The 23,600-nt window shown below is 61.6% G+C and carries 22 protein-coding genes and 1 rRNA gene; 6 read left to right on the top strand and 17 right to left on the bottom strand.

The features are described 5' to 3' along the window. The first annotated feature begins 83 nt into the window (after positions 1-83). Entirely contained in the window at positions 84-1,817 is a 1,734-nt protein-coding gene (locus tag FSY45_RS11075; RefSeq protein ID WP_046460956.1) for a Na+/H+ antiporter, read from the top strand. A gap of 71 nt (positions 1,818-1,888) precedes the next feature. Here the strand turns inward: FSY45_RS11075 and FSY45_RS11070 are convergent, their stop codons facing one another. Next, positions 1,889-3,622 carry an AMP-binding protein gene (locus FSY45_RS11070; RefSeq protein ID WP_046460955.1) on the bottom strand — a complete coding sequence of 578 codons (1,734 nt, stop codon included), beginning with the start codon at positions 3,620-3,622 and terminating at the stop codon, positions 1,889-1,891. A 135-nt stretch (positions 3,623-3,757) separates the two neighbouring features. Between FSY45_RS11070 and FSY45_RS11065 the strand changes: the two genes are divergently transcribed. Both FSY45_RS11065 and FSY45_RS11060 read left to right on the top strand, forming a co-directional pair. After that, on the top strand, positions 3,758-4,834 hold the full coding sequence (locus FSY45_RS11065) for an AraC family transcriptional regulator (RefSeq protein WP_046460954.1): 1,077 nt from the start codon (positions 3,758-3,760) through the stop codon (positions 4,832-4,834). Positions 4,835-4,849: 15 nt separating this feature from the next. Continuing rightward, a complete protein-coding gene (locus FSY45_RS11060; protein ID WP_046460953.1) occupies positions 4,850-5,545 on the top strand; it encodes a DUF4336 domain-containing protein in 696 nt (231 codons plus the stop codon). A gap of 7 nt (positions 5,546-5,552) precedes the next feature. Here the strand turns inward: FSY45_RS11060 and FSY45_RS11055 are convergent, their stop codons facing one another. After that, a complete protein-coding gene (locus FSY45_RS11055) occupies positions 5,553-6,278 on the bottom strand; it encodes an HAD family phosphatase (RefSeq protein ID WP_046460952.1) in 726 nt (241 codons plus the stop codon). A 101-nt stretch (positions 6,279-6,379) separates the two neighbouring features. After that, on the bottom strand, positions 6,380-7,438 hold the full coding sequence (locus FSY45_RS11050) for a hypothetical protein (RefSeq protein ID WP_052951063.1): 1,059 nt from the start codon (positions 7,436-7,438) through the stop codon (positions 6,380-6,382). A 156-nt stretch (positions 7,439-7,594) separates the two neighbouring features. Here FSY45_RS11050 and FSY45_RS11040 point away from each other — a divergent pair, with 156 nt between their 5' ends. Next, positions 7,595-8,290: a response regulator transcription factor gene (locus FSY45_RS11040; protein ID WP_003061639.1), complete on the top strand. Its 696-nt coding sequence runs from the start codon at positions 7,595-7,597 to the stop codon at positions 8,288-8,290. On the opposite strand, the gene FSY45_RS11035 is transcribed toward FSY45_RS11040, so the two are convergent. Then, positions 8,287-10,116, bottom strand: a complete 1,830-nt coding sequence (locus FSY45_RS11035; protein WP_046460950.1) for a hybrid sensor histidine kinase/response regulator — start codon at positions 10,114-10,116, stop codon at positions 8,287-8,289. The two genes, FSY45_RS11040 and FSY45_RS11035, sit on opposite strands and share 4 nt — an antisense overlap. After that, positions 10,100-10,513, bottom strand: coding sequence for a YchJ family protein (locus FSY45_RS11030; RefSeq protein WP_034361355.1), 414 nt, complete (start codon positions 10,511-10,513; stop codon positions 10,100-10,102). The genes FSY45_RS11035 and FSY45_RS11030 overlap by 17 nt, the downstream gene beginning before the upstream one ends. A gap of 130 nt (positions 10,514-10,643) precedes the next feature. Between FSY45_RS11030 and FSY45_RS11025 the strand changes: the two genes are divergently transcribed. Then, positions 10,644-11,135: a DUF421 domain-containing protein gene (locus FSY45_RS11025; RefSeq protein ID WP_034357088.1), complete on the top strand. Its 492-nt coding sequence runs from the start codon at positions 10,644-10,646 to the stop codon at positions 11,133-11,135. A gap of 24 nt (positions 11,136-11,159) precedes the next feature. Here FSY45_RS11025 and FSY45_RS11020 read toward each other — a convergent pair whose 3' ends face one another. From FSY45_RS11020 to FSY45_RS10970, 11 genes are all read right to left on the bottom strand, one after another. Beyond that, complete coding sequence (locus FSY45_RS11020; protein ID WP_046461113.1) at positions 11,160-11,951, bottom strand: alpha/beta fold hydrolase; 792 nt, start codon at positions 11,949-11,951, stop codon at positions 11,160-11,162. A 161-nt stretch (positions 11,952-12,112) separates the two neighbouring features. Further along, a complete protein-coding gene (locus tag FSY45_RS11015) occupies positions 12,113-13,243 on the bottom strand; it encodes an acyl-CoA dehydrogenase family protein (RefSeq protein WP_003061626.1) in 1,131 nt (376 codons plus the stop codon). Between the two features lie 45 nt (positions 13,244-13,288). After that, the gene (locus FSY45_RS11010) at positions 13,289-13,960 is read right to left on the bottom strand and encodes an SDR family oxidoreductase (protein ID WP_046460939.1); all 672 of its coding nucleotides are present in this window, start codon (positions 13,958-13,960) and stop codon (positions 13,289-13,291) included. 77 nt (positions 13,961-14,037) lie between these two features. Next, positions 14,038-14,667 (bottom strand): MSMEG_1061 family FMN-dependent PPOX-type flavoprotein, encoded by a 630-nt coding sequence (locus tag FSY45_RS11005; RefSeq protein ID WP_003061621.1) that lies wholly within the window; start codon positions 14,665-14,667, stop codon positions 14,038-14,040. Next, positions 14,664-15,776 (bottom strand): hypothetical protein, encoded by a 1,113-nt coding sequence (locus tag FSY45_RS11000; protein WP_046460938.1) that lies wholly within the window; start codon positions 15,774-15,776, stop codon positions 14,664-14,666. Before FSY45_RS11000 ends, FSY45_RS11005 begins: the two co-directional genes overlap by 4 nt. 107 nt (positions 15,777-15,883) lie before the next feature. Then, positions 15,884-17,068, bottom strand: a complete 1,185-nt coding sequence (locus tag FSY45_RS10995) for an acetyl-CoA C-acyltransferase (protein WP_003073161.1) — start codon at positions 17,066-17,068, stop codon at positions 15,884-15,886. 41 nt (positions 17,069-17,109) lie between these two features. Then, entirely contained in the window at positions 17,110-18,957 is a 1,848-nt protein-coding gene (gene aceK / locus FSY45_RS10990; RefSeq protein ID WP_046460937.1) for a bifunctional isocitrate dehydrogenase kinase/phosphatase, read from the bottom strand. A gap of 103 nt (positions 18,958-19,060) precedes the next feature. After that, positions 19,061-19,723: a carbonate dehydratase gene (can, locus tag FSY45_RS10985; protein ID WP_003061612.1), complete on the bottom strand. Its 663-nt coding sequence runs from the start codon at positions 19,721-19,723 to the stop codon at positions 19,061-19,063. A gap of 50 nt (positions 19,724-19,773) precedes the next feature. Next, positions 19,774-20,961, bottom strand: coding sequence for an isovaleryl-CoA dehydrogenase (locus tag FSY45_RS10980; protein ID WP_003061608.1), 1,188 nt, complete (start codon positions 20,959-20,961; stop codon positions 19,774-19,776). A gap of 39 nt (positions 20,962-21,000) precedes the next feature. Then, a complete protein-coding gene (locus tag FSY45_RS10975; RefSeq protein ID WP_046460936.1) occupies positions 21,001-21,459 on the bottom strand; it encodes a PaaI family thioesterase in 459 nt (152 codons plus the stop codon). Between the two features lie 48 nt (positions 21,460-21,507). Beyond that, entirely contained in the window at positions 21,508-21,909 is a 402-nt protein-coding gene (locus FSY45_RS10970; protein WP_003061601.1) for a MerR family DNA-binding transcriptional regulator, read from the bottom strand. A gap of 121 nt (positions 21,910-22,030) precedes the next feature. Here FSY45_RS10970 and FSY45_RS10965 point away from each other — a divergent pair, with 121 nt between their 5' ends. After that, complete coding sequence (locus tag FSY45_RS10965) at positions 22,031-23,116, top strand: MBL fold metallo-hydrolase (protein WP_046460935.1); 1,086 nt, start codon at positions 22,031-22,033, stop codon at positions 23,114-23,116. Between the two features lie 148 nt (positions 23,117-23,264). On the opposite strand, the gene rrf is transcribed toward FSY45_RS10965, so the two are convergent. Further along, a 5S ribosomal RNA gene (rrf, locus tag FSY45_RS10960) occupies positions 23,265-23,377 on the bottom strand. Between the last annotated feature and the right edge of the window lie 223 nt (positions 23,378-23,600).

Raw genomic sequence — 23,600 nt, 5'->3', positions numbered from 1 at the left:
CTTGATTACTTTGCCCGATACGGGAACTTGGTTTTTTTCTTGCTCAGACACAGCGCTGCCACTGCAGTTGAAGAAAATGCCTTATGCACGCTGTTGAAACTGTTCTGCTTGTCTTGCTGCTGGGAGCGCTGACAGGCATTGTGGCCCGCTATATCCGGGCCATTCCCCTGCCTCTGATTCAAATCGCACTGGGTGCGCTGATTGCCTGGCCGCAAGCCGGCCTGCACATCGCGTTCGACCCCGAGCTGTTCCTGCTGCTCTTCATTCCGCCGCTGCTGTTCGCCGACGGCTGGCGCATCCCCAAGCGTGAATTTTTCGCGCTGGCCAAACCCATTTTGCTGCTGGCCCTGGGCCTGGTTCTGTTCACCGTGCTGGGCCTGGGCTATCTCATCCACTGGATGATTCCCGAGATTCCGCTGACCGTGGCCTTTGCCCTGGCCGCCGTGATCTCGCCCACCGATGCCGTGGCCGTTTCGGCCATCACGCGCAATCTGGGCATGCCCGAGAAGACCATGCATGTGCTGGAGGGCGAGTCGCTGCTCAATGACGCATCGGGCCTTGTGGCGCTGAAGTTTGCGATTGCAGCCACGCTGACCGGCATGTTCTCCTGGGGCGAAGTCGCCAAGGAGTTCACCTGGATGGCCGTCGGCGGCCTGGGTGTGGGTACGCTGATAGGCTGGGGCTTCAGCCATGCGCGCGGCACCATCACACGCCGCCTGGGCGATGTCGCAGCCACGCAGATGGTGCTGCTGCTGGTGCTGCTGCCTTTTGCCGCTTATATCGTGGGTGAGAAGATCGGTGTCTCCGGCATTCTGGCTGCCGTGGCCGCAGGCATCGCCACCAATTTCGCCGACCTGGAGCGCAGCAGCTATATCAGCGAACGCCTGCAGACCGAAGGCACCTGGAGCATGGTGGAGGCCGCCTTCAACGGCGCCATCTTCCTGCTGCTGGGCCTGCAGCTGCCCTCCATCATCGGCGTGCCGCTGCATCAGGCCGGCCATGACTGGTGGATTCTGGTCGGCTATGTGGCCGCGATTTCGTTTGCGCTGCTGCTGATGCGCTGGATCTGGCTGGTGCTGGGTGTGCATGGCTCGCTGCTGCGCGCCCACCGGCAGGGCAAGATGTCCGAGCGCCCCTCGCCACTGCTGAATCTGGCCACCACGCTGGCCGGCATTCGCGGTGCGGTCACGCTGGCCGGCGCGCTGTCCGTGCCCATGCTGCTGAACAATGGCCAGCCTTTCCCGGGTCGCGACATGCTGGTCTTTCTCGCCACCGGCACGATTTTGTTCACGCTGGTGATCGGCGCCGTGGGCCTTCCCATCGTGCTGCGCCATCTGCCCCCGCACGAAGAGTCGCCCACCGTGCGTGAGGAGCGCCTGGCCCGCGAACAGGCCTGCATGGCGGCCATGGCCAAGCTCACGCTGAGCGAGGAGGAAGTGCTGCGCCGCGACCCCGAATGGGTGGCGATGCGCCAGGAGGTCAACGGCCACCTGACCCAGGAATACCGTAACCGCATCCAGTTGCTGGACGACGGCAGCGGCGCCGCGCAAAGCATAGAACTGCTGCGCGAAGCGCCCGAAGTCGTGCGCCAGCGCAAGCTGCGCTATGTGATGGAGATCGAAACCCGCATCGAGTGCATTCATGCCGAGCGGGACTTTTACTACGCCGAAAGACAGGCCCACCGCATCAACGACGAATCGCTGCGCAGTCTGGTCAGCGAGCTGGACATGCAGGAAATCGCCATGCGCAAGCGCCTCGCTGTCGCACGCCGCGCCGCCGGCCTTCCCAAGAGCGAAACCAGCGCCCACCAGCACTGAACATGCCTCTTCCCAAGCCCCGCAAATGCGGGGCTTTTGGCAGGGGGCGCAGGCATGGTTCAACATGGCATTCAGGCAGTCTTGATCACGCGCAGATCCAGCAACTCGATCATCTCGTCGCGAATCCTGAACTTCTGGATCTTTCCCGTCACCGTCATCGGGAAGGCCTGGACAAAGCGGATATAGCGCGGCACCTTGTAGTGCGCAATCTGCCCCTTGCAGAACTCACGGATCTCATCTTCGCCGAGTTCCAGGCCGGGCTTGACAATGATCCAGGCACAGAGCTCCTCGCCATAGCGCACATCGGGCACGCCCACCACCTGCACGTCCTGCACCTTGGGGTGGCGATAGAGGAATTCCTCGAGTTCACGCGGGTAGATGTTCTCGCCGCCACGGATCACCATGTCCTTGATGCGGCCCACGATATTCACATAGCCTTCGCCGTCCATGGTCGCCAGATCGCCGGTGTGCATCCACTGCTCGGCATCGATGGCCTCGCGGGTTCTGGCCTCGTCTTCCCAGTAACCGTGCATGACGGAATAGCCACGCGTGCACAGCTCGCCCGACTGGCCCGGCGGCATGATCTCGCCCGTGGACGGGTCCACGATCTTCACCTCCAGATGCGGCTGCACCTTGCCCACGGTGGCCACGCGCTTTTCCAGAGGCGTGTCGGCATCGCTCTGGCAGCTCACGGGGCTGGTTTCCGTCATGCCGTAGGCGATGGTGATTTCGCTCAGATGCATGTCGCGCACCACGCGCTTCATCACCTCGATGGGACAGGGCGAGCCGGCCATGATGCCGGTGCGCAGCGTGGACAGATCGAACTCGGCAAAGCGCGGATGGTCGAGCTCGGCAATGAACATGGTGGGCACGCCGTGCAGACCCGTGCATTTCTCGGCCTGCACTGCCTCCAGCACGGTGATGGGGTCAAAGCCATCATTGGGATAGACGATGGTCGAGCCATGGGTGAAGCAGGCCAGATTGCCCAGAACCATGCCGAAGCAGTGATACAGGGGCACGGGAATGCACAGTCGGTCCTCGGGCGTGAGGCGCATGCATTCACCAATGAAAAAGCCATTGTTGAGGATGTTGCGGTGCGTCAGCGTCGCGCCCTTGGGGAAGCCCGTGGTGCCGCTCGTGAACTGGATATTGATGGGGTCGCGATTGCTGAGCGTGGCCGCAATCGCATCAATGCGCTCATCCGCACTGGTTCCTTGTGCCATCAACTGCGAAAAGCGCAGCATGCCGGGCTGTTCGGCGTCCAGATCCGCCGCACCTGGGCCGGCCGCATCAATCCACGCCACGGTGCGCAAGGCCGGCAGGCGTTTGGATTGCAGCTGGCCTGGCGCGCAGCTCGCCAGCTCGGGCGCCAGCTCGCGCAGCATGCCCAGATAGTCGCTGGTCTTGAATCGCGGCATGGACACCAGCGCCTTGCAGCCCACCTTGTTGAGCGCGTATTCGACTTCAGAGGTGCGGTAGGCCGGGTTGATATTGACCAGCACCAGTCCCACCTGCGCCGTTGCCAGCTGCATCAGCACCCACTCGGCGTTGTTATGGCTCCAGATACCCACCCTGTCGCCCTTGACCAGCCCTTGCGACAGCAGCGCACTGGCCAGCTGGCGCGCAGCCATATGCAGCTGGGCATAGCTGTAGCGCAGGCCCTGATGACGGCTGACCAGCGCGTCACGCGAGCCCTGGCGCTGTGCCATTGCAGCAAAAAAATCGCCAATCGTCTGCTCGATCAGCGGCACATCCGTGCCCCCCTTGGCATAGCTGGCGGTCAGCGCGTTCACTTGCGATGGCATGGTCTTGTGTCTCCTTGCGTGCCGGCAGCCACCTGCGAACTGGCTGCACGGCGTCCATTCAGCACCGTTTTCTGCACCTCAGAATAAGGGCAAGCCCTGTCCAGAAGAGGTCACAAAGGTTGCAATAATTGCCAAATGCTCACCCCCTCTCTGGTCAAGACTCCTCTACCGCACCATGCCAGCTCCGTGCTCAAATCGCACCCAGCAATTACCCCCATGGCGTTTGTCAAAGCCATTGTCAGCGCTTATGAAGCCAGGCAGATGTCAGCGCTAGGTGCTCTGGAAAAGGCACAAATCCCGCCAGATCTGATTAACGATGCCAATGAGCGCATCACGGCCCTGCAGATGGAGGCTCTATCCGACGCAGCCATGCGCGAGCTGGACGATGAAGCCTTGGGCTGGTTCGAGCGCCGCCTGCCCTGGGGCAGCTACGGCATGCTGGCCCGCGCCAGCATCAGCGCACCGCAACTGGGCCTGGCGCTGGCGCGCTGGTGCCGCCATCACGGACTGATTGCGCAGGACATACAGCTTCAGCTCAGCGAGCAGGCCGGCATTGCCACCCTCACCCTGCATGAAAGCCGCCCGCTGGAAAGCATGCGCGAGTTCTGCATGGTGTCGGTGCTGCGCAATATCCACGGCTTTGCCAGCTGGTTGATCAACGAACCGATCAGCCTGCTGCATGCCAGCTTTCCGTTTTCCGAGCCCGCGCATGCCGATGTCTACAAGGTGCTGTTCGCACCGGGCAGCATCGCTTTTGATGCCCCCGTCGCCAGTCTGCAGTTTGAAGCACGCTGGCTGCAGGCACCGCTGGCGCGCGACGAGGCGGCCCTCAACCGGATGCTGCAGCGCGCCTTGCCGATCCAGGTGCGCCCCTACCAGCGCGAGAAGACTCTGGTGCAGCGCGTGCGCCATCTGTTGGCCGCCAGCGGGGAGGAGCAGCAGACGGCTGAAACACTGTCCCGCCAGCTGCATCTGTCACAGCGCAGCCTGCACCGCCAGCTCAAGGAAGAAGGTATTTCGCTGCAGGCCCTCAAGGACGATATCCGGCGTGAACGCGCGATTGCGCTGCTGCTGCGCACCAGCCGCCCCATCAAGCGCGTGGCCCAGGCCTGCGGCTTTCTCAACGACAAAAGCTTTATCCGCGCCTTTCGCCTCTGGACAGGGCTCTCCCCTTCGGAATTCCGTAAAACCGCCGGCCAGCGCGCCGCCTGACGCAAGGAGCTCTCCATGCAGGAATCCTCAGAAAACTGGCAGGCAATCGCTGATGGGGTATGGGCACTCAGCTATCACTTCAGCAATGCAGGGCTGAAGGTCAGCACACGCATGACGGTGATCCGGCTGGCCGACGGCAGCCTGTTCTCGCACTCTGCAGTGCCGCTGACAGGCGGGCAGAAAGCTGCGCTCGACGCCCTGGGACCGCTGCAACACATAGTCGCACCCAGCGCCATGCACCATTTGTTCGTGGGCAAGCTGGCCAGGCTTTATCCACAGGCCAGGATCTATGGCACACAGGGCGTGCTGCGCAAGCGACCTGATCTGCCGCTGCTGGAGCCCTTGCCTCCGGACTCCGAAGCACCCTGGACAGGCGAGCTGCAGTGCCTGCGGCTGGACGGCATTCCCATGCTCGACGAGACGCTGTGGTTCCACCCGGCCAGCGGCAGCCTCATCGCCACCGACGTGCTGCAATGCTGGCAGGGACCGCTAAGCCTGCCGGTACGCATGTATCTGGGTCTGACGGGCGGACATGAGCGCCTGACCGTGCCGCGCACCGTGCGCCTGCTGGTCAGGGACAGGGCCGCCGTGCGCAGCTGGGTGAAGCGGGTCGAAAGCTGGCCCGTACGGCGCGTGATCCTGCTGCACAACAGCGTGATCGACGATCAGCCAGTGAAACGGCTGCGCGAGGCGCTGTCGATCTGGGACTGAGCGCGCTTTAGCGCAGGTCGTGCTCGTCCTCTTCGCCAACCGAGGCGCTTGCGGCACTCCTGCGCACGGCCTCGAACATGGCGGGCAGATCGCCCATATCGCCGAACACGCAGGCTGCGCCAGCCTCGAGCAGTTGTTCTGCCGAGGCATGACCCTGATCGGCCGGGAAATAGCCCCAGACGGTGGCACCGGCGGCCACGCCGGCCTGCACGCCGGTCATGGTGTCCTCGATCACCAGGCACTTGGCAGGATCGGCCTTCAGCGCTTCGGCCGCTGCCAGATACACATCGGGGAAGGGCTTGCTGCGCGGCATTTCATGGCCGCTGTAGACATGACCTTCGAAATAGGGCGCCATGCCCACCTTGGCGAGCTGCATCTCCACCTTGGCACGGTCCGCCCCCGAGGCGCAGGCAATGCGACCGTTGCACAGCGCATGAATCCGCCTGACCGCTTCCAGCGCGCCATCGATGGCCACCAGCTCGGCACGCAGGGCGGCATTGCGGCGCTCGTAGAACTCGGCCATCCAGGCATCGGTCAGCGGCTTGCCGGTATGGGCCTCGATCACGGCCGCCTGGCTGCGCACCGTCTTGCCGATGAAGTCGCGCGTGCACTGCTCCTGGCTGATGGCCCAGCCGGATTCGTTGAGCATGGAGCACAGCACACGATTGGTGATGGATTCGCTGTCCACCAGCACACCATCACAGTCGAAAAGCACAGCGTCAAAAGCAGTCATGGAAGCATTACCAGCGCATCGTCGGATGCAAAAAAGGCGCCCAACGGCGCCTAGTATCAAGAAACAGAGGGCGTGATTATGCGCTCACGCCCTTTTCGAGTTCAGGGGAAGGTCACTCCGGCCAGCGGATTGATCATCCACACGCTGTTCTTGGCGTAGATGGTGCTGGTCTTGCCGTCGGCGGTCATGATTCCGCTGAAGTAGAAGAATCCATTGGCCGCGTTGGCATTCATATTGTTCAGCTGGGTCGTGAGCGAGTCACTGCTTGCCGAGGCCTCGACCAGGTATTCGATGGCGCCATTCTGTACCGAACTCTTCTCGAAGACATCCACATAGTTCATGTTCATCAGGTCGCTGCCCAGCCCCTGCGTGCCGCGTATGAACCAGCCGTCCGCACCCTTTTGGGCCAGACGCGCTCTCATCTCCGCAGCATCGGCGGCCGAGGATGAGCTGGCGAGCTTGTCGACCTGATAGGTATAGGTGACGCTGTCATTGCGCTTGGCATACAGGCTGAAGAACTCGTTGTTGATAATCTGGGGCCCCAGATAGCGATAGCCTTCGGCCCCTTGTCCATTGAGCTCCGCGGCAAAGGCTTCGGCGGTCGTGGCCACGGGCGTCACTGTTCTGTAGCTGAACTGGTCGCTGCGGCTGTTGTCCTTGACATAGACGCTGCGGATGTCGCCGACATCGCTGAACACCGCATCGGATTTGTACATATAGCCGCTGCTGCCCTGTTGGTTCAGCTGTGCCAGAAAGCCGATGCGCGATAGCTGCGCCGCAGGATTGACATAGCTGAACTTTCGCCCTGCATGTGCGGTATCCGTGAGATAGAAGTCGCCGATCTCCGAACCGGTCGAGCTGATCGAGCCCGCCAGGGAGCTGAACAGCGCATAGCCGTCAGCCCCCATGCTGTTGGCGGCATCCATCATCTGCGCATGGCTGGTAGCCGTCTGGCCGCCCAACTTGTAGGTTCCCGTGACGGTCTGATTGCCGTTGCCGCCACCGTTGCCGCCACCCGTATTGCCTCCGCCGCCTTCGGAGCCACCGCCTCCGCCTCCGCTTTCGCTGCTGCCGCCATCTCCACCGCCGCCACAGGCTGCCAGGGTGGAAATCAGCAGCAAGGCTGCAGTTCTACGGGTGATTTGCATAAGAGATGGCACGGGCTTGCTCCTCGGTCTTGATGTTGGTTGAAAATGTCCATATCCCGACACTGAGATAACAAGCAGCGTCGTCTTACAGACATTGTCAGAAGGCTTGCGAGCAGATCACTCCCTACCGAGGAGGGGTCTTTGTTACCAAGCCCCAAAGGAACGCTCATGCCCGATCTACTGCAAATCCTGAGCACCACTCAACTGAGCGCACAGCCCTATGCGCTGGTGGTGGATGATCACCCGCTGGTCGCTGAAGGTGCAGCCCATGTGCTGATGACCAGCGCCGGCGTGCAGCGGGTGCGCTGTGCGGCACACGGCAATGAGGCTCTGGCAATGATTGCTGCGCTGGGTGAGCCCGTTATCACCGTGATGGACTTCTGGCTGGAGGACGGCGCATCACTGGAATTTGTGCATAGCATCCTGGCCTTGGCGCCTGGCACACGCATTCTGGTGACCAGCGGCGACAAGCACCCGGCCATCGCCAGCAAGGCCGCTGCCGCAGGTGTGCATGGCTTTGTGCACAAAAGCAGCCCGTCTCACGAGTTTCAGGCAGCAGTGCAAGCCCTGCTGGCCGGTCGCACCTGGTTTGAGGCCCTGCCTCCCATCCCCACTGCCCCTCCGGCGCCAACTGCGGGCAGCATCCTGCACATGAGCGCCAGAGAACTCGGCATCACTGCGCGCCAGGCTCAGGTGCTGAGCCTGTTGCTGCAGGGCAAGCCCAATCGCGCCATTGCACAGGCGCTGAACCTGTCCGAATACACGGTCAAGGAACATGTCACCGCCCTGCTGCAGCGCCTGGGCGCCAGCAACCGCGTGGCGCTGATCACGCGCATGCGAGGCATCGAGGTCGACTTGGACTAAGGCTGACGGATCGCCATACAGCGCGCCAGCACGGCATGCAGCTGGTCGGGCTGCAGCGGGGTCGCCAGAGCCAGATAGCCCTGATCCTGGACCTGCTCCAGCATCTCCTCATCGCCGCTCATCAAAGCACCGCTGGCTTGCGGATGCTCCTCCAGCAGCTGCATCAAACACTCAAGCCCGCTTGCACCATCCTTCAATCGCTGGTCGCACAGCACAAAGTCTGGCCGCAGTCCATCGGCCAGCAGTTGCTGCGCCTCAAGCAAGCTGCGCGCTCTTTGCACCTGCACACCCCAGCTCTGCAAAATCTGCACCAGCACCGGGGCCAGCTGCGCATCGTTTTCCACGACTAGGCAGTGCCCCTGCAAGGGGGCAAACCACTGCGGCCCAGTCGATATCGGCGGTGCCGGCAGCACAGACGAGGTCTGCCACTGCTCGGCATCCTGCGGCCAGCGCAGCCAGAAACATGAACCCTTGCCCGGCAGCGACTGAACTCCGCATTCCACGCCCAGCCGCTGCGCCGCCAGCGCCACCACGGACAAGCCCAGGCCACGCCCGCGCAATGGAGCCGGCACGCCATCCCTGGCATCGCGCTGCTGGCGCGCAGGGCTGCGATAGTGACGCATGAAGACCTGTGCGCATTCCTGCTCGCTCATGCCGCAGCCGCTGTCCCACACCTGCAAAAGCCAGCGCCCCTGCCTGTGCCGCAGCGCCAGCAGCACCCCGCCCTGGTCGGTGTAGCGCAGCGCGTTTTGCAGCAGATTGAAAACCATCTGCCGCAACAGCACCGCATCCGTGCACAGCGCCGGCATATGAGCCGGCTGCCTCACGCGCAGACGCAGACCGCGCTGCGCTGCCTCGCGCGAGAACAGGCGCCGAGCCTCGTCCAGCACCGCACTCATGGATACCGCCTGCCATTGCGGCGCGAAGCTGTCGCCCTCAAGTCGCGACAGATCCATCAGGTCGTTGAACATGGAGCCCAGATCGCGCGTGCAGGCCTTCATTTCCTGCAGCAGTTGTGCCAGCTCATCATCCTGATTGCGCTGATGGGCGGCTTGCAGCATCAGGCCCATGGCATGCAAGGGTTGCCGCAGATCATGGCTGGCGGCGGAGATGAACCAGTTTTTCTCGGCCAGCGCATTCTCGGCCTGCTCCTTGGCCTCGCGATAGCGCTCCGCCAGTGCCTGACGCTCCAGCTCGTGCGCCATCTGCTGCTGCACGAAGCGCCTCGCGCCCCAGGCGTGGCGTGCAAGTATGGCGCCGTACAGCAGCAGCAGCGGCAACAGATAAGGGCCTTTTTTCGGAAAGTAATGCAGCGTGCACAGCAACATGGGCAAGTAAATACCCGCCATGAAGGCGGCAAATACCTGCAGTACGGGCGCCAGAAAAGTGGCAGCCGATGCCATCACGCCCAGCAGCACCAGATAGATCAGCAGACGCAGCTCACTATGGCTTTCGCCCCAGGTAAAGGCCAGCACGCTGACCCAAAGCAGGCCGTTGATCAGTGCGGCCAGCGCCAGCTGTCGCTGCCAGGTCGTCAATGCCGCCTGCAGTCGCGATGGCTCCCAATCGCGCGCCGACCGCCACTGACGATGCAGGCTGCGGCGGAACAGCAGAAAGCCCAGCGCCATGACGATCATCAGCCCCCACCACCAGGCCAGCCCCGCGCTGACGGCGGGGCTGTTGCGGGTACTGACCCACAGCAACAGGGCCGGAATCAGCAAGGCCGCTATTTCGGAGGAGCCACGCGAAGCCAGGGACTGCAACAGGCGCAGACTGGCCTGCAGCCGGGTCAACTGCGCCGAATCGACTTCAGAACTGGTCGCCATCAACGTAGAACCATCGCCCACCCTCGAGCACAAAGCGGCTGCGCTCATGCAGGCGCACGGCACGACCCGCCAGACGATAGCGGGCGACGAATTCGACCTCCGCAGAAGCATCGCCGGTCAACTGAAACTGCTTCACATCCAGCCCCAGCCATTTGGTGGCTGCATCGAAATCCAGCTGCGACGGGCGCTGGCTGGCATGCCAGGTGGCTTGCAAATATTCCTGATTCTCAGACACGAAAGCCGTGTAGCGCGAGCGCATCAGCGCCTCGGCATCGGGAGCGGGCCGGGCATCCCAGTGATCGATGTAGCGGCCACAGCAATCGGCATAGGCCAGCAGCCGCCCCTTGGCATTCTTGCGTCCACAGGGACAGTCCCGCTTGTTCTCGGCTTCTTTCACAACTTTGGCAGTCTTGATTGGCAATGCTGCATTGTCGGCCAAGTCGAACAACGAGCAAGCCGGCTTGCGCAGTCGTTTGCCTCAGAGCACAGTAGCGGCAGTCCAAAGCTTGCTATTCAAAGGTTTGCCTATGTTCTCCATGGCTGCTCCCTGGTGGGAGTTCGTGATTCGCGGTGTCAGCGTCTACCTGTTTCTGCTGGTGTTTCTGCGTCTGACCGGCAGGCGCCAGACCGGCCAGTACGCACCTTTCGACCTGGTGCTGCTGCTGATTCTTTCCAACGCAGTACAGAACTCCATGAATGCAGGCGACAACTCGCTGATCGGCGGCCTGATCAGTGCCGGCACGCTGCTGGCCTGCCATGCGCTGCTCTCCCGCCTGAGTTACCGCTTTGCGAGGCTTCGCAGGCTGGTGAATGGCAAACCCAAGGTTCTGATTCACCAGGGCATTGTGCAACCCAGTCTGATGACGCAGGAGCAGATCACTGCCGAAGACCTGGCGGCAGCCCTGCGCTCCAATGGCTGCCTCAACGCGCATGAGGTGGAGCGCGCCACGATCGAGACCAACGGCCAGATCACCGTGGTGCTGCGCAAGCGCAGCATGGCTGAGCTGGGGGAGGCCTGAGAGCCTCAGAACGTATTTAGGTTCTCAGTGCAGGCCGTCCAGAAACTGCCTGATGGCCGCATTCACGGGTTCCGGGTGCGTGAGATTGGCCGCATGGCCTGCGCCTGCCACATCCACCCACTGGGCCTGGGACAGGCCCTTGAACATGGCCCGCGCACGCTCCACGCCGATGGCCGCATCCTTGTCGCCATGAATCACCAGCGCAGGCACCTTGATTTCGGCCAGGCGCGGACTGATGTCATCGCGCAGCGCCAGCGTCGCAAAGCTCTGCCCCAGGTTGATCGGCGAGGCCTGTTTCCATTTGGCGCGCCACTGCGCAGCCCCGGGCCAGCCCTGGCCCAGAATCGTGTGCTCCACGATGGTGGCCATGTCATCTGACAGGCCATGCTCCATCCAGGCCTTGAGCAGCGCCTCGTGGTGGGGCATCTGCTCGGGGTCTTCCAGCATGGCCTGAGTGTCTATCAGCACCAGCGCGCCCACGACATCGGGGTGAATCAGCGCGCAGCGCAGCGACAGATAGCCGCCTTGCGACATGCCCACCAGCACCGCTTTTTCCACACCCAGATATTTGAGCAAGGCCGCCAGATCGTCGGCCGAGTCATAGTAGCTGAACGCTTCGCAATGCTCGGGATCGGCCGTCTGCCCGTGACCGCGCTCGTCCCAGCTGATGCAGCGATACTGCCCCTGCAAAGCCTGTATCTGCGGCTCGAACATGGTTTGGTCCATGAGCAGGCCGTGCGAGAACACAATGGCCGGGCCACGCCCTCCCGTGTCCTCGTAGTAGATATTCTGACCATTGACCTGGGCAAAAGGCATGCCGGACTCCTGCTGCAAATGGTTGAAACCCCTGTGGGAACTCCCCACACTGAGCACATCCTAAGCAGGCCTTGTGACATCGGCAACCGGCCCGTCCCCTGATGTGCCACAGCCTCGTGCACGGCAGTTGACAACGGCGGGCTTTTGCCGCCAGGCGTAGATCAGGCCAGCGCCCGCTGGATCAGGATCTTCTGCACATCGCTGGTGCCTTCGTAGATCTGGCATACGCGCACATCACGATAGATGCGCTCCACGGGAAAGTCGCTCACCACGCCATAGCCGCCCAGGGTCTGGATGGCGGCGCTGCATACGCGCTCGGCCATCTCACTGGCAAAGAGCTTGGCCATGGCGGCTTCCTTGAGGCAGGGAAGACCCGCATCACGCAGGCTGGCGGCATGCCAGATCAGTTGCCGTGCCGCTTCGATCTGCGTCGCGCATTCGGCAAGCCTGAAGCCCACGGCCTGATGGTTGAAGATGGGCTGACCAAAGCTCTCGCGTTCCTTGCTGTATTGCAGCGCGCATTCAAAGGCCGCACGTGCCATGCCCACGCTTTGCGCGGCAATGCCGATACGCCCGCCCTCCAGTGCGGAAAGTGCAATCTTGTAGCCCTCGCCCTCGGCCCCGATCAGGTTCGCGGCGGGAATGCGGCAGTTCTCGAAATTGATCTGCGCCGTATCGCTGCTGTGCTGGCCCAGCTTGTCTTCGAGACGTGCCACCTGGTAGCCGGGATTGCCGGTGGGCACGATGAAGGCACTCATGCCCTTCTTGCCCGCCGTCTTGTCGGTGACGGCGATGACGATGGCTACATCGCCATTCTTGCCACTGGTGATGAACTGCTTGACGCCGTTGATGACGTAGTCGCCGCCATCGCGCACGGCCGTGGTACGCAGCGCCGAGGCATCGCTGCCCACATGGGGCTCGGTCAGGCAGAAAGCACCCAGCATCTGACCCTGTGCCAGCGGACGCAGCCATTGCTCCTGCTGGCTGGCATTGCCGTACTTCATGAGGATGGCATTGACCGGGCAATTGGTCACGCTGATGACGGTGCTGGTGCCACCGTCGCCAGCGGCGATTTCCTCGAGCACCAGCGCCAGGCTCACATAGTCCAGGCCCGCACCGCCGAGCTCCTCGGGCACGCAGATGCCATAGGCACCGAGCGCGGCAAGCCCCTGGTGCACGTCCTTGGGGAACTCGTGTTCCTTGTCCCAGCGCGCGGCATGGGGTGTGATCTGCTCGCGCACAAAATCGCGCAAAGCGTCGCGGATCATTTCCTGGTCCTGATTCAGCAGCATGTTGTCTCCGATATTTATAGCTATATGCCCGTTGTTCAGCCTGGGCTAGGCGTCTAGAAGCTTGATGTATCTGCCGTCGTGGCGCAGCAGCTGACCACGGTCTTCGGGCTTGACCTGCGCCAGGGCCTGCATCAGTCCCTGCACGCTTTGAGCCACCGACAGCGGGGCCGCAGCGCCGCCCATCGCGGTCTGCACCCAGCCCGGGTCCAGCGCCAGCAGCGTCAGCCCCGGCCATTGGCGGCAGGCCGAGACCACGGCCATATTGAGCGCAGCCTTGCTGACGCGGTACAGCCAGGCGCTCTCGTCCGCATCGGCCAGCAGGGACATACCGCTGGAGAAGGCGCCGATCACGCCGCCAGCCTCCTGCACCATGGGAGCAATCTGCGGCAGGGCCTGCATAAAGCCCAGCACATTGCTGTGCATCACCAGGTCGAACTGCTGCTGGGTAGGCGGCACGCCTGCGTCATGACCGTCCCAGACACCGGCCACGTACAGCGCGACGTCAATGCTGGCCCCGTCGAGCTGCCAGGCCAGGCCGCTGACGCTGGCGGGATCTGCCAGATCGACCTGCAGCACCCGGGCGCCGCGTGCCTGCAGGTCGACCATGTCTTCAGCCTTGCGCACGGTGGCAATCACCTGGTGGCCCTGTGCCAGATAGGCCTCGGCCAGGGCTCGGCCCAGGCCGCGTGATGCGCCAAGAATCAGTATCAAAGCCATAGCTGTTTGCGCCTGTGAATGGTGTGTTTCAAAACGTTTTCCATCGAAAATCCTTTCATGACAAGCGCTGTAAGCTATCAATTTTTCTTGATCTGCTCGGCGGCAATCATGGCGCCATAGCGGGCCACCATGCTTTCCTGCGATTCAGGCTGGGCGGTCAGTCCCATTTGGGCATGGATGATCTGATTGAGCGTGGGCATGACGTTGCGCGCCACCCTGGCCTCCTCGCTCCACAGGCGCGAGCGCATCAGCGCCTTGGCACAGTGCAGATAGGCCTCCTGCACATGGACTTCGATCACCAGCTTGGGGCGGAAATGATCGCTGGCAAACAAGGCCGTGTAATGCGCCTCGTCACGCAGCTGGGCCGTGCCGTTGACGCGCAGGGTTTCGTCGAAGCCCGGCACAAAGAACAGCAAACCCAGGCGCGGGTCGTCGAGCAGATTGCTCAGGCTGTCCAGCCGGTTGTTGCCGCCCGCATCGGGAATGAGCAAGGTATTGGCGTCCGGTGCCTTGACGAAGCCAGGCTTGCCGCCTCGTGGCGAAGCATCGAGCAAGGTGCCGCCCGCACCGCCGGTGGCCATGACCAGAAACGGCGACAGCGCGATAAAGCGCAGGCAGTGCCGATCCAGCTCCCACTGCTGCTTGAGCAGCGCCCGCTCGGCAGGAGGCTCGTACAACTGCAGCAGTTGTTCGCGCGAAGTGATCATGAAGCCAGGACCTCCTCGGGACGGTCGTTGCGGTGGATGGCGGCATACAGTGACAGGAACTCGTTCCAGGAAGGGTCGAAGCTCACGCTGAGCTCGCCCTCCAGCTCGGGCACATGCTGTCTGCCCAGTTGTCCGGCCAATTGCACCGCATGGGCCGGATCTTCCACATAGTAGGTGGCCACGCGGGCACTCATGTTTTCCACGCGCGAGAAGGCAAGAATGCCGCGCTGTTCACGGCTGAGTTGTTCATCCAGCGCATCCTGGGCGTCACGCACCCCGTCCAGCTCTTGCTGGCTGGAGAAATTGAAGCGCCATTCCATGAAATGCGACAGATCGGCGCGCGTGGCCACGGCATTGGCACCGTCGTGGAAGGTCAGGATGTCGGGCGGCGCATCTTCGTCGGCATCCTGCGCGCGCACTTCGAGCGAGAGCCAGCGGTCGCTGTCTTCCTGGGGGAATTCATAGCTGCGGCCCAGTTGCTGGCGGATGAAGCCATCGAACAGCGGCGGAAACTCCGACAGCAGAGCGGAGCCGTAGACATCGGCCGCAGCCTCGGAGGCAAACTCCACCGGACCCACGCGTACGGAAAAATCCCACTCGCCCAGCACATGGTCCAGCATGATGAAAGCCATGTGCTGTGCATGCTCGGCCATGTCCCTGGCAATGGGCTTCTCGAACGAGAGCTTGAGGCCGATGATGCCTCCCGCATCGTAATAGCCCACCCGGATATCGGAGCAGGCCAGCTCGAAGCCGTCCATGCGCATGCCGAAGTTGCTGCCCAGCGCGCGGCTGCGAAACGCCTGCACGCTGTAATGCTCGAAACGCGGCGCCTGGCGCACCAGTGCCTGGGCATTCTCGAACTGCGCCGTGTTGCCATGGGCCGAGATCACCAGACGGGAGCCGGCCTCCCCGAGCTTGCCCTCCAGCTCCAGACTCAGGCCCGGTGCATATTGGTGCAGCAACTCATTGGAGCTTTCCACAAACTCATGGCGATCGAGCGCCTCCAGCTGGCTCAGCTGGTTGGAAAAATCGCCCCAGAAAGCATCAATCTGCTGCGGCTCCAGCGGCTTGATGGTCTCGCTCTCGTCGTGGTGAATGTCTGCGCTCATGAATGATTTCCGCAATGTGAGCTGCACACATTCAGCGCGAATGCGTGCAATCCGTTGAACATGCGTTCACTGTAGAGCAAACCGGTGACGGTTCTGAGCAAATGGCGTCAGATCAGCTCAACGGCCATGGCCGTGGCCTCGCCGCCGCCGATGCACAGCGTGGCCAGGCCCTTCTTCTTGCCGCGTGTCTTGAGCGCATGCAGCAGGGTGACCAGAATGCGCGCACCGCTGGCGCCAATCGGGTGTCCGAGAGCGCAGGCGCCGCCATTCACGTTGACCTTGTCATGCGAGACCTTGAGATCGGCCATCAGCGCCATGGGCACCACGGCAAAGGCTTCATTGATTTCCCACAGGTCCACATCCTCCACGGCCCAGCCAGCCTTCTTGAGCGCCTTTTCGGTGGCGCCCACGGGCGCGGTAGTGAACCACTCGGGGGCCTGTGCAAAGGTCGCGTGCGAGACGATGCGCGCCAGCGGCTTGCAGCCCAGCTGCTTGGCCGTGGACTCGCGCATCAGCACCATGGCGGCGGCGCCGTCGTTGATGCTGGAGCTCGACGCCGCGGTGATGGTGCCGTCCTTCTTGAACGCAGGCTTGAGGCTGGAGATCTTGTCCAGCTTGGCCTTGGCCGGGCCTTCGTCAACGCTGACGGTCACGTCGCCCTTGCGGGTCTTGACGGTGACGGGAGTGATTTCGGCGTCAAAAGCACCGCTTTGCGCGGCGGCCTGGGCTCGCTGCACGCTGGCAATGGCAAACGCGTCCTGCGCTTCACGCGTGAACTGGTATTTGGCGGCGCAGTCCTCTCCGAAAGTGCCCATGGAGCGGCCGGCCTCATAGGCGTCCTCCAGACCGTCGAGCATCATGTGATCGAAGATCTTGTCGTGCCCCATGCGATAGCCGCCACGCCCCTTCTTGAGCAGATAAGGGGCATTGGTCATGCTCTCCATGCCGCCGGCAATCATCACATCGCGGCTGCCGGCGATGAGCTGGTCGTGCGCCAGAATGGTGGCCTCCATGCCGGCGCCGCACATCTTGGACAGGGTCACGGCGCCTGTGCTTTGCGGCAGGCCGCCCTTGAAGCCGGCCTGACGAGCCGGAGCCTGGCCCTGGCCGGCCATCAGGCAGTTGCCGAACAGCACTTCCTCCACCAGCTCGGGCCGGATGCCGGCGCGCTCGACTGCCGCCTTGATGGCTGCTCCGCCCAGATCATGGGCGGCCAGATCGGAAAAGTCGCCCTGAAACGCGCCCATGGGAGTGCGGGCAGCGCTGACGATGACTACGGGATCCTGATGCATGGTTTGTCTCCTTGAAAAATGGATGGATGTGATCTGCCTCTTCAAGCGAGGCTATTGGCGGGAATCTCGAAACGCAGCGTGTCCAGGCCTGCGTCGCCGGCATGCAGAAAGCGGCTGCGCTCGTAGGGGAACACGTCCAGAAAATGACCGTCACGGATACGGCTCTGGTGGCCGCGCCAGAACTCGGCCTCCAGCAGGTCGGCGTGATGGCGCATGAAGATGTCGCGCACAGCCGGATGGCCCAGCAGAAAAGGCCCGAAGGTCTCGGGGAAGACATCCCTGGGGCCGACCGAGTACCAGATGTCGCCCGACATCTCCTCTTCCTCGGTTCGCGGCTGCGGCACCTCGCGGAAATTGCAATCGGTCAGGTATTCGATCTCGTCATAGTCGTAGAACACCACCTTGCCGCCGCGCGTGACGCCGAAGTTCTTCCACAGCATGTCGCCGGGAAAGATATTCGTGGCGACCAGATCCTTGATGGCATTGCCGTACTCGAGAATCGCCCTCTCCATGGCAGCGCGGCGCTCCGGCTTGGTGTCTGCCTCGGCCAGGCACTCCATCAGGAACAGGTTCAGCGGCACCAGGCGGCGCTCTATGTAGAGGTGGCTGATGATGACCTCCATCTGCCCGTCGCCATCACGGTCGCTGATCTCGATCTGCTCGGGGGCCTGAGCGTGCAGCTCGGCCAGCAGCTCGTCGCTGAACCGCTCCTTGGGAAAAGCCACCAGGCTGTACTCCATGGTGTCGGCCATGCGGCCGCCACGATCATGCTTCTTGACCAGCTGGTACTTGGCCTTGACCTGGGGACGCGAGACATCCTTGCTGCTGGCGATACGATCCTTGATGAGCTTGAACACATAGGGAAAGCTCGGCAGGTCGAACACCAGCATGACCAGACCCTTGATGCCGGGCGCAATGCGCAGCTGATCGCTGGAATGGCGCAGATGATGCAGAAAGTCGCGGTAGAACAGGGTCTTGCCCTGCTTGGCCAGACCCAGGGCGTTATAGATTTCCGCCTTGGGCTTGCGCGGCATGAGGCTGCGCAGAAAGCTCACATAGGCGCTGGGCACTTCCATGTCCACCATGAAGTAGGCGCGCGCAAAGCTGAACAGCGCATGCAGGTCGTCCTCGCCGAACAGGGCCGCATGCACTATGAGCTGCTCCTGCTCTCCATGCAGGATGGGAATCGCCAGCGGCAGCTCGGTATAGCCGGTGATGATCTTGCCGACCAGGTAAGCCCCCTTGTTGCGATAGAACAGGCTGGACAGCACCTGGAGCTGGAAGTTGGCCCTGAGCGTCAGGCCCGCCAGCCTCTCGCGTATGCGCTCGGCCAGCAGATGCACGTCGCGCTGCAGGTCTTCGAAGCGGCATTGCAGCTGCAGTTGCTCGAACAGGGTCTGCAGCGTGCCTTCGAGCTGGGCGAGGTTGCCGGGGTAATAGGCGCGGTAGATGGGTACGGCACCCGGCGCGGTATTTTCCAGGTATTCGGTGCTGACAGCCGCACGCACGAAGATGAAGTCGTTCTGGAAGTGGGTGCGGTGCAGAATCTTGGTCGTGACCGAGTTGAAGAAGGTCTCGGCCAGCTCCGGCTGCAGATGATCGACCATCAGGCCGATGTAATGAAGCTTGACCTGCTGCCAGACAGCCATGCTCTGCAGGCTGGCGGCAAACTCCTCTTCCAACCTCTGGATGCAGGCACGCACCTGCCGGTCGTAGAACTCTATGCGCTCACGCTGAGCCTGCTGCTGGCCCGGCCAGTCCATGGTCTCGAAGCGCTGCTTGGCTCGGGCAGCTTCCGCACTGAACATGCGGTAATGCTGGTTGTAGCCATGCATCAGGGCCTGCGCAATGGCATAGGCCTCGGGGGCGTCCAGTCGTTGCGGAAACATGGCGGGCCAGTCGCTCCAGATAAGTGAGCAGCACTCTCAAACGGAACAAGCGACACAGGCCTTGAGTCCGCTTGAGGGCACTGCAACTGCGCAGCGGCAGCGATCAGTCGCGCTTGCGCGCAGCGACCTTCTCGACAGCCTTGTTGTAGACATCCTCCAGACCGCCCACACCAGGCACGGTCATTTCGAGGTTGGTGATGTGGCCGTTGTTGAGGCTGTAGCACCAGCCGTGCAGAGTCACCTTCTGGCCACGGGCCCAGGCATCCTGCATCACGGTGGACTGGGCCACGTTGACCACCTGCTCGATGGCGTTGAGTTCGCACAGCACATCGTGGCGGAACTGGGTGGAGATGCCTTCCAGCAGCTTGATGTGCTTGTCGCGCACGTCGCGCACATGGCGGGTCCAGTTGTCCACCAGACCCAGACGCAGATTATTGAGCGCCGCATACACGCCGCCGCAGCCATAGTGGCCCACAACCATCAGGTGCTCGATCTTCAGATGATCGACCGAGTACTGGATAGTGGACAGGCAGTTCAGATCGCTGGGCACCACCACGTTGGCCACGTTGCGGTGCACGAACACCTCGCCAGGCTCCAGACCCGTGATCTGGTTGGCTGGCACGCGGCTGTCCGAGCAGCCGATCCACATGTATTTGGGCTTTTGCTGCGCCATCAGTCCGGTAAAGAAACCAGGACGATCACGCTCCATCTGGTCTGCCCATTGGCGGTTGTGGACAAACAGTTCTTCGATGGAGGTCGTTGTCATGAAGCTATCCTTCTTTTTGTGGTTGAAAGAACGGCGCAGCTCCTGCTTTTTCAGCAGGTTTCAGCAAACAGCTCGCGGCCTATGAGCATGCGGCGAATTTCGCTGGTGCCAGCGCCAATCTCGTAGAGTTTCGCATCTCGCCACAGACGACCGAGCGGATACTCGTTGATATACCCATTGCCGCCATAGATTTGCACGCCCTCGCCGGCCATCCAGGTGGCCTTCTCAGCGCACCACAAGATCACGCTGGCGCAGTCCTTGCGAACCTGGCGCACATGATCGGTTCCCAGAAGATCCAGGTTTTTAGCGACCGTATAGGCAAAAGAGCGGCCTGCTTGCAGCACGGTGTACATATCCGCCACCTTGCCCTGGATCAGCTGGAACTCGCCGATGCTCTGGCCGAACTGCTTGCGGTCGTGGATATAGGGGACGACATTGTCCATGACGGACTGCATGATGCCCAGCGGACCGCCGGTCAGGACGGCGCGCTCATAGTCCAGGCCGCTCATCAATACCTTGGCGCCCATGTTCAGGCCGCCAAGAATGTTTTCAGCCGGCACTTCCACATCCTGGAACACCAGCTCGCCCGTGTGGCTGCCTCGCATACCCAGCTTGTCGAGCTTTTGCGCGATCGAGAAGCCCTTCATGCCCTTCTCGATCAGAAAGGCCGTCACGCCACGAGCGCCCATCTCCGGCTCAGTCTTGGCATAGACCACCAGGGTGTCGGCATCGGGCCCGTTGGTGATCCACATCTTGTTGCCGTTGAGCAGGTAGTAGCCGCCCTTGTCCTCGGCCTTGAGCTTCATGCTGATGACGTCAGAGCCGGCACCGGGCTCGCTCATGGCCAGCGCGCCCACATGCTCCCCAGTGATGAGCTTGGGCAGGTATTTGGCCTTCTGCGCCTCGCTGCCGTTGCGATTGATCTGGTTCACACACAGATTGCTGTGGGCGCCATAGGACAGGCCCACCGAGGCACTGGCGCGCGATATTTCCTCCATGGCCACCATATGCGCCAGATAGCCCATATCGGCGCCGCCGTACTGCTCGGGCACGGTGATGCCGAGCACGCCCAGCTCGCCGAACTTGCGCCACACGTCCATGGGGAACTGGTCGCTGCGATCAATCTCGGCCGCACGCGGAGCAATCTCGCTCTGTGCGAATTCACGCACCGCATCACGCAGCGCATCGATGTCTTCACCGAGCTGGAAGTTCAGTCCGGGCAGATTGGCAAGGCTCATGGTTGTCTCCTGTAGATATGGGTCTGACGAATCGTCTTGTCAGTGTTGTATGCCTTCACGGTTCTGCACACACATCAGAGTGCAGCCCATTGTGGCAATCAGTTTCTCTTTTCCCTGGTCAATGGCAAACGCCTTGCCTTCGGATACGGTGATGGTGCGTCCGGGCTTGATGACCCGGCCCTCCATGCGAAAGCGCTGGCCTTTGGCAGGAGCGAGCAGGTTGATCTTGAATTCGATGGTGAGCACGGCCGCATCGGCCGGCATCAGCGTCAGGCCCGCGTAGCCGCAGGCCGAGTCGAGTGCGGTGGATACCATGCCGGCGTGCAAAAAGCCATGCTGCTGCGTCAGGCCCGGAGCCCAGTCCAGACAGATATCGACAACGCCTGGCTCCACCAGGCTCAGCTCCGCGCCAATCGTGACCATGGCGCCTTGCTTGGCAAAGCTCTGCTTCACTCGATGAACAAAATCCAGAGACTCGGTGACACCTGCAACAGACATGGCAACTCTCCAGCAAAGCTTTGCAATTGACGTTTACGTAAACGTCAATTATGCGCCATTTTTGCTCTCGCTCCTCTTCAATAGCGTGCGAGCCTCTTTTTCCTGCTCTCGCACCTCATCCAGGGTCACCTGTAGATCGGCCATCTGCGCTTCGAGCTGCTTGCGGTGGATGGCCAGCACATCGAGAAACTTGCGCAGTTGCACGCCCGTATCACGCGGGCTGTCATACATGTCGATGATTTCCTTGGCCTCCGACAGCGACAGTCCCAGGCGCTTGGCCCGCAGCGTCAGGCGCAGACGTGCGCGATCTCGGGACGAGTACACGCGATTGCGACCGCCTGCGCCGGAGCGCTCCGGCTGCAGCAAGCCCATGTCCTCATAAAAACGGATGGCCCGGGTCGTGAGATCGAACTCTTTGGCAAGGTCACTGATGGTGTAAATGGTCGACATGATTCTGTGGGGTTGTAAGTCTTGCATCGCACAGGCGACTGCCAGAGGCGGCTTGATCTCTAAAATGCTTTGACAAAACTGACGTTTACGTTAACGTCAATGCTAAACGAAATACCGCCCCATGACCTCAAGCCAAGAATCCGCTCTTCATTACCCGCTCGGCGATACCTTGCCCGGTCCTGCCCAGACTCTGGAAGTGACACCCGGCGTCAAGTGGATCCGCATGACCTTGCCGTTTGCCCTCGATCACATCAACCTCTGGCTGCTGCGTGATCGCCAGACCAATCTGCATGGCCAGGTACGCGAGGGCTGGACGGTCATCGACTGCTGCGTCAATCGCACCGAGGCGCGCGAGCAATGGGAACAGATTTTTGCCTCTGCGCTTGAAGACCTGCCTATTTTGCGTGTCATCGTCACCCATATGCACCCCGACCATATCGGCTTGGCCGGCTGGCTCTGCCAGCAATGGAATGCGCCCTTGTGGATCAGTGCCACCGATTACAACGTCGCCCGCGTCGCCATGAAGGACAGAGACGGCTTCGGCGGCGAATCCGGTGCGGACTTCTACAGCCTGCACGGACAAAGAGATGAGGAATTTCTGCTCCATGTGCGCGGCCGGGGCAGCTATTACTCTTCGCTAGTCGCCCCCATCCCCGACATCTATCACCGCATCATGGATGGCGACGAGATAGACATCAACGGCCGCACGTGGCAGTGCATTGCCGGCTATGGTCACGCCCCGGAGCACATGGCGCTTTACTGCGCCGAGCTCGAGACACTGATCAGCGGCGACATGGTGCTTCCCCGTATTTCCGCCAATGTCAGCGTGCATTCTTCCGAACCCGAAGCCAACCCGCTGCAGCTGTTTCTCACATCGCTGAAGCGCTACTTCGCGCTCCCACAGAATACCTATGTTCTGCCCTCGCATGGCAAACCATTCACGGGATTGCATGTCCGTGTCCAGCAGTTGCTCGACCATCATCAGGAACGTCTGAACGACATCATGCAAGCCTCGCAGCTACAGGGGCTGAGCGCTGCCGACATCCTTCCCATCCTCTTCAAACGCCAACTGGACACCCATCAGATGACTTTCGCCATGGGCGAAGCTCTGGCCCATCTGCACTATCTCTGGTTCAGCCGGCAACTGACACGGCGGCTGGATGAAAACGGCATCCTGCGCTTCTACGCCCCGAATATGCAGAAATAAAAAGAGAGCGCCAGGCGCTCTCTTTTTATGGGTTTCCGGTATTTTTGCAGCAGTAATGCAGTGACCGCCTGCGGTAGCCGCTCCTCGTTTTGAAGCGCCCAATAAAAAAACCCCGTAATCTTTCGACTACGGGGTTTTCACTGTAAGAGCCTGACGATGACCTACTTTCACACGGGAACCCGCACTATCATCGGCGCAAAGTCGTTTCACTGTCCTGTTCGGGATGGGAAGGAGTGGTACCAACTTGCTATGGTCATCAGGCATAAACTTTTTGTCAGATCGATCGGTTGCCATTAACTTCTTAATGACGCTCCTCTCTATCCAACGAATTCATAGAGTCTTCAATCAGCTTTTCGATTGCGCTATTTCGGCATAACTAGAACTTGCGTTCTGTCTTTTGTTTTTCCAGGCTTACCCAAAGTTATAGGGTCAAGCCGCACGGGCAATTAGTACTGGTTAGCTTAACGCATTACTGCGCTTCCAC

Origin of the sequence: Comamonas sp. Z1 (assembly GCF_008121555.1) — a bacterium.
Taxonomy (GTDB): domain Bacteria; phylum Pseudomonadota; class Gammaproteobacteria; order Burkholderiales; family Burkholderiaceae_C; genus Comamonas; species Comamonas thiooxydans.
Note: the sequence above shows the minus strand (reverse complement) of the source record. Positions and strands in the feature narration are given on the sequence as shown.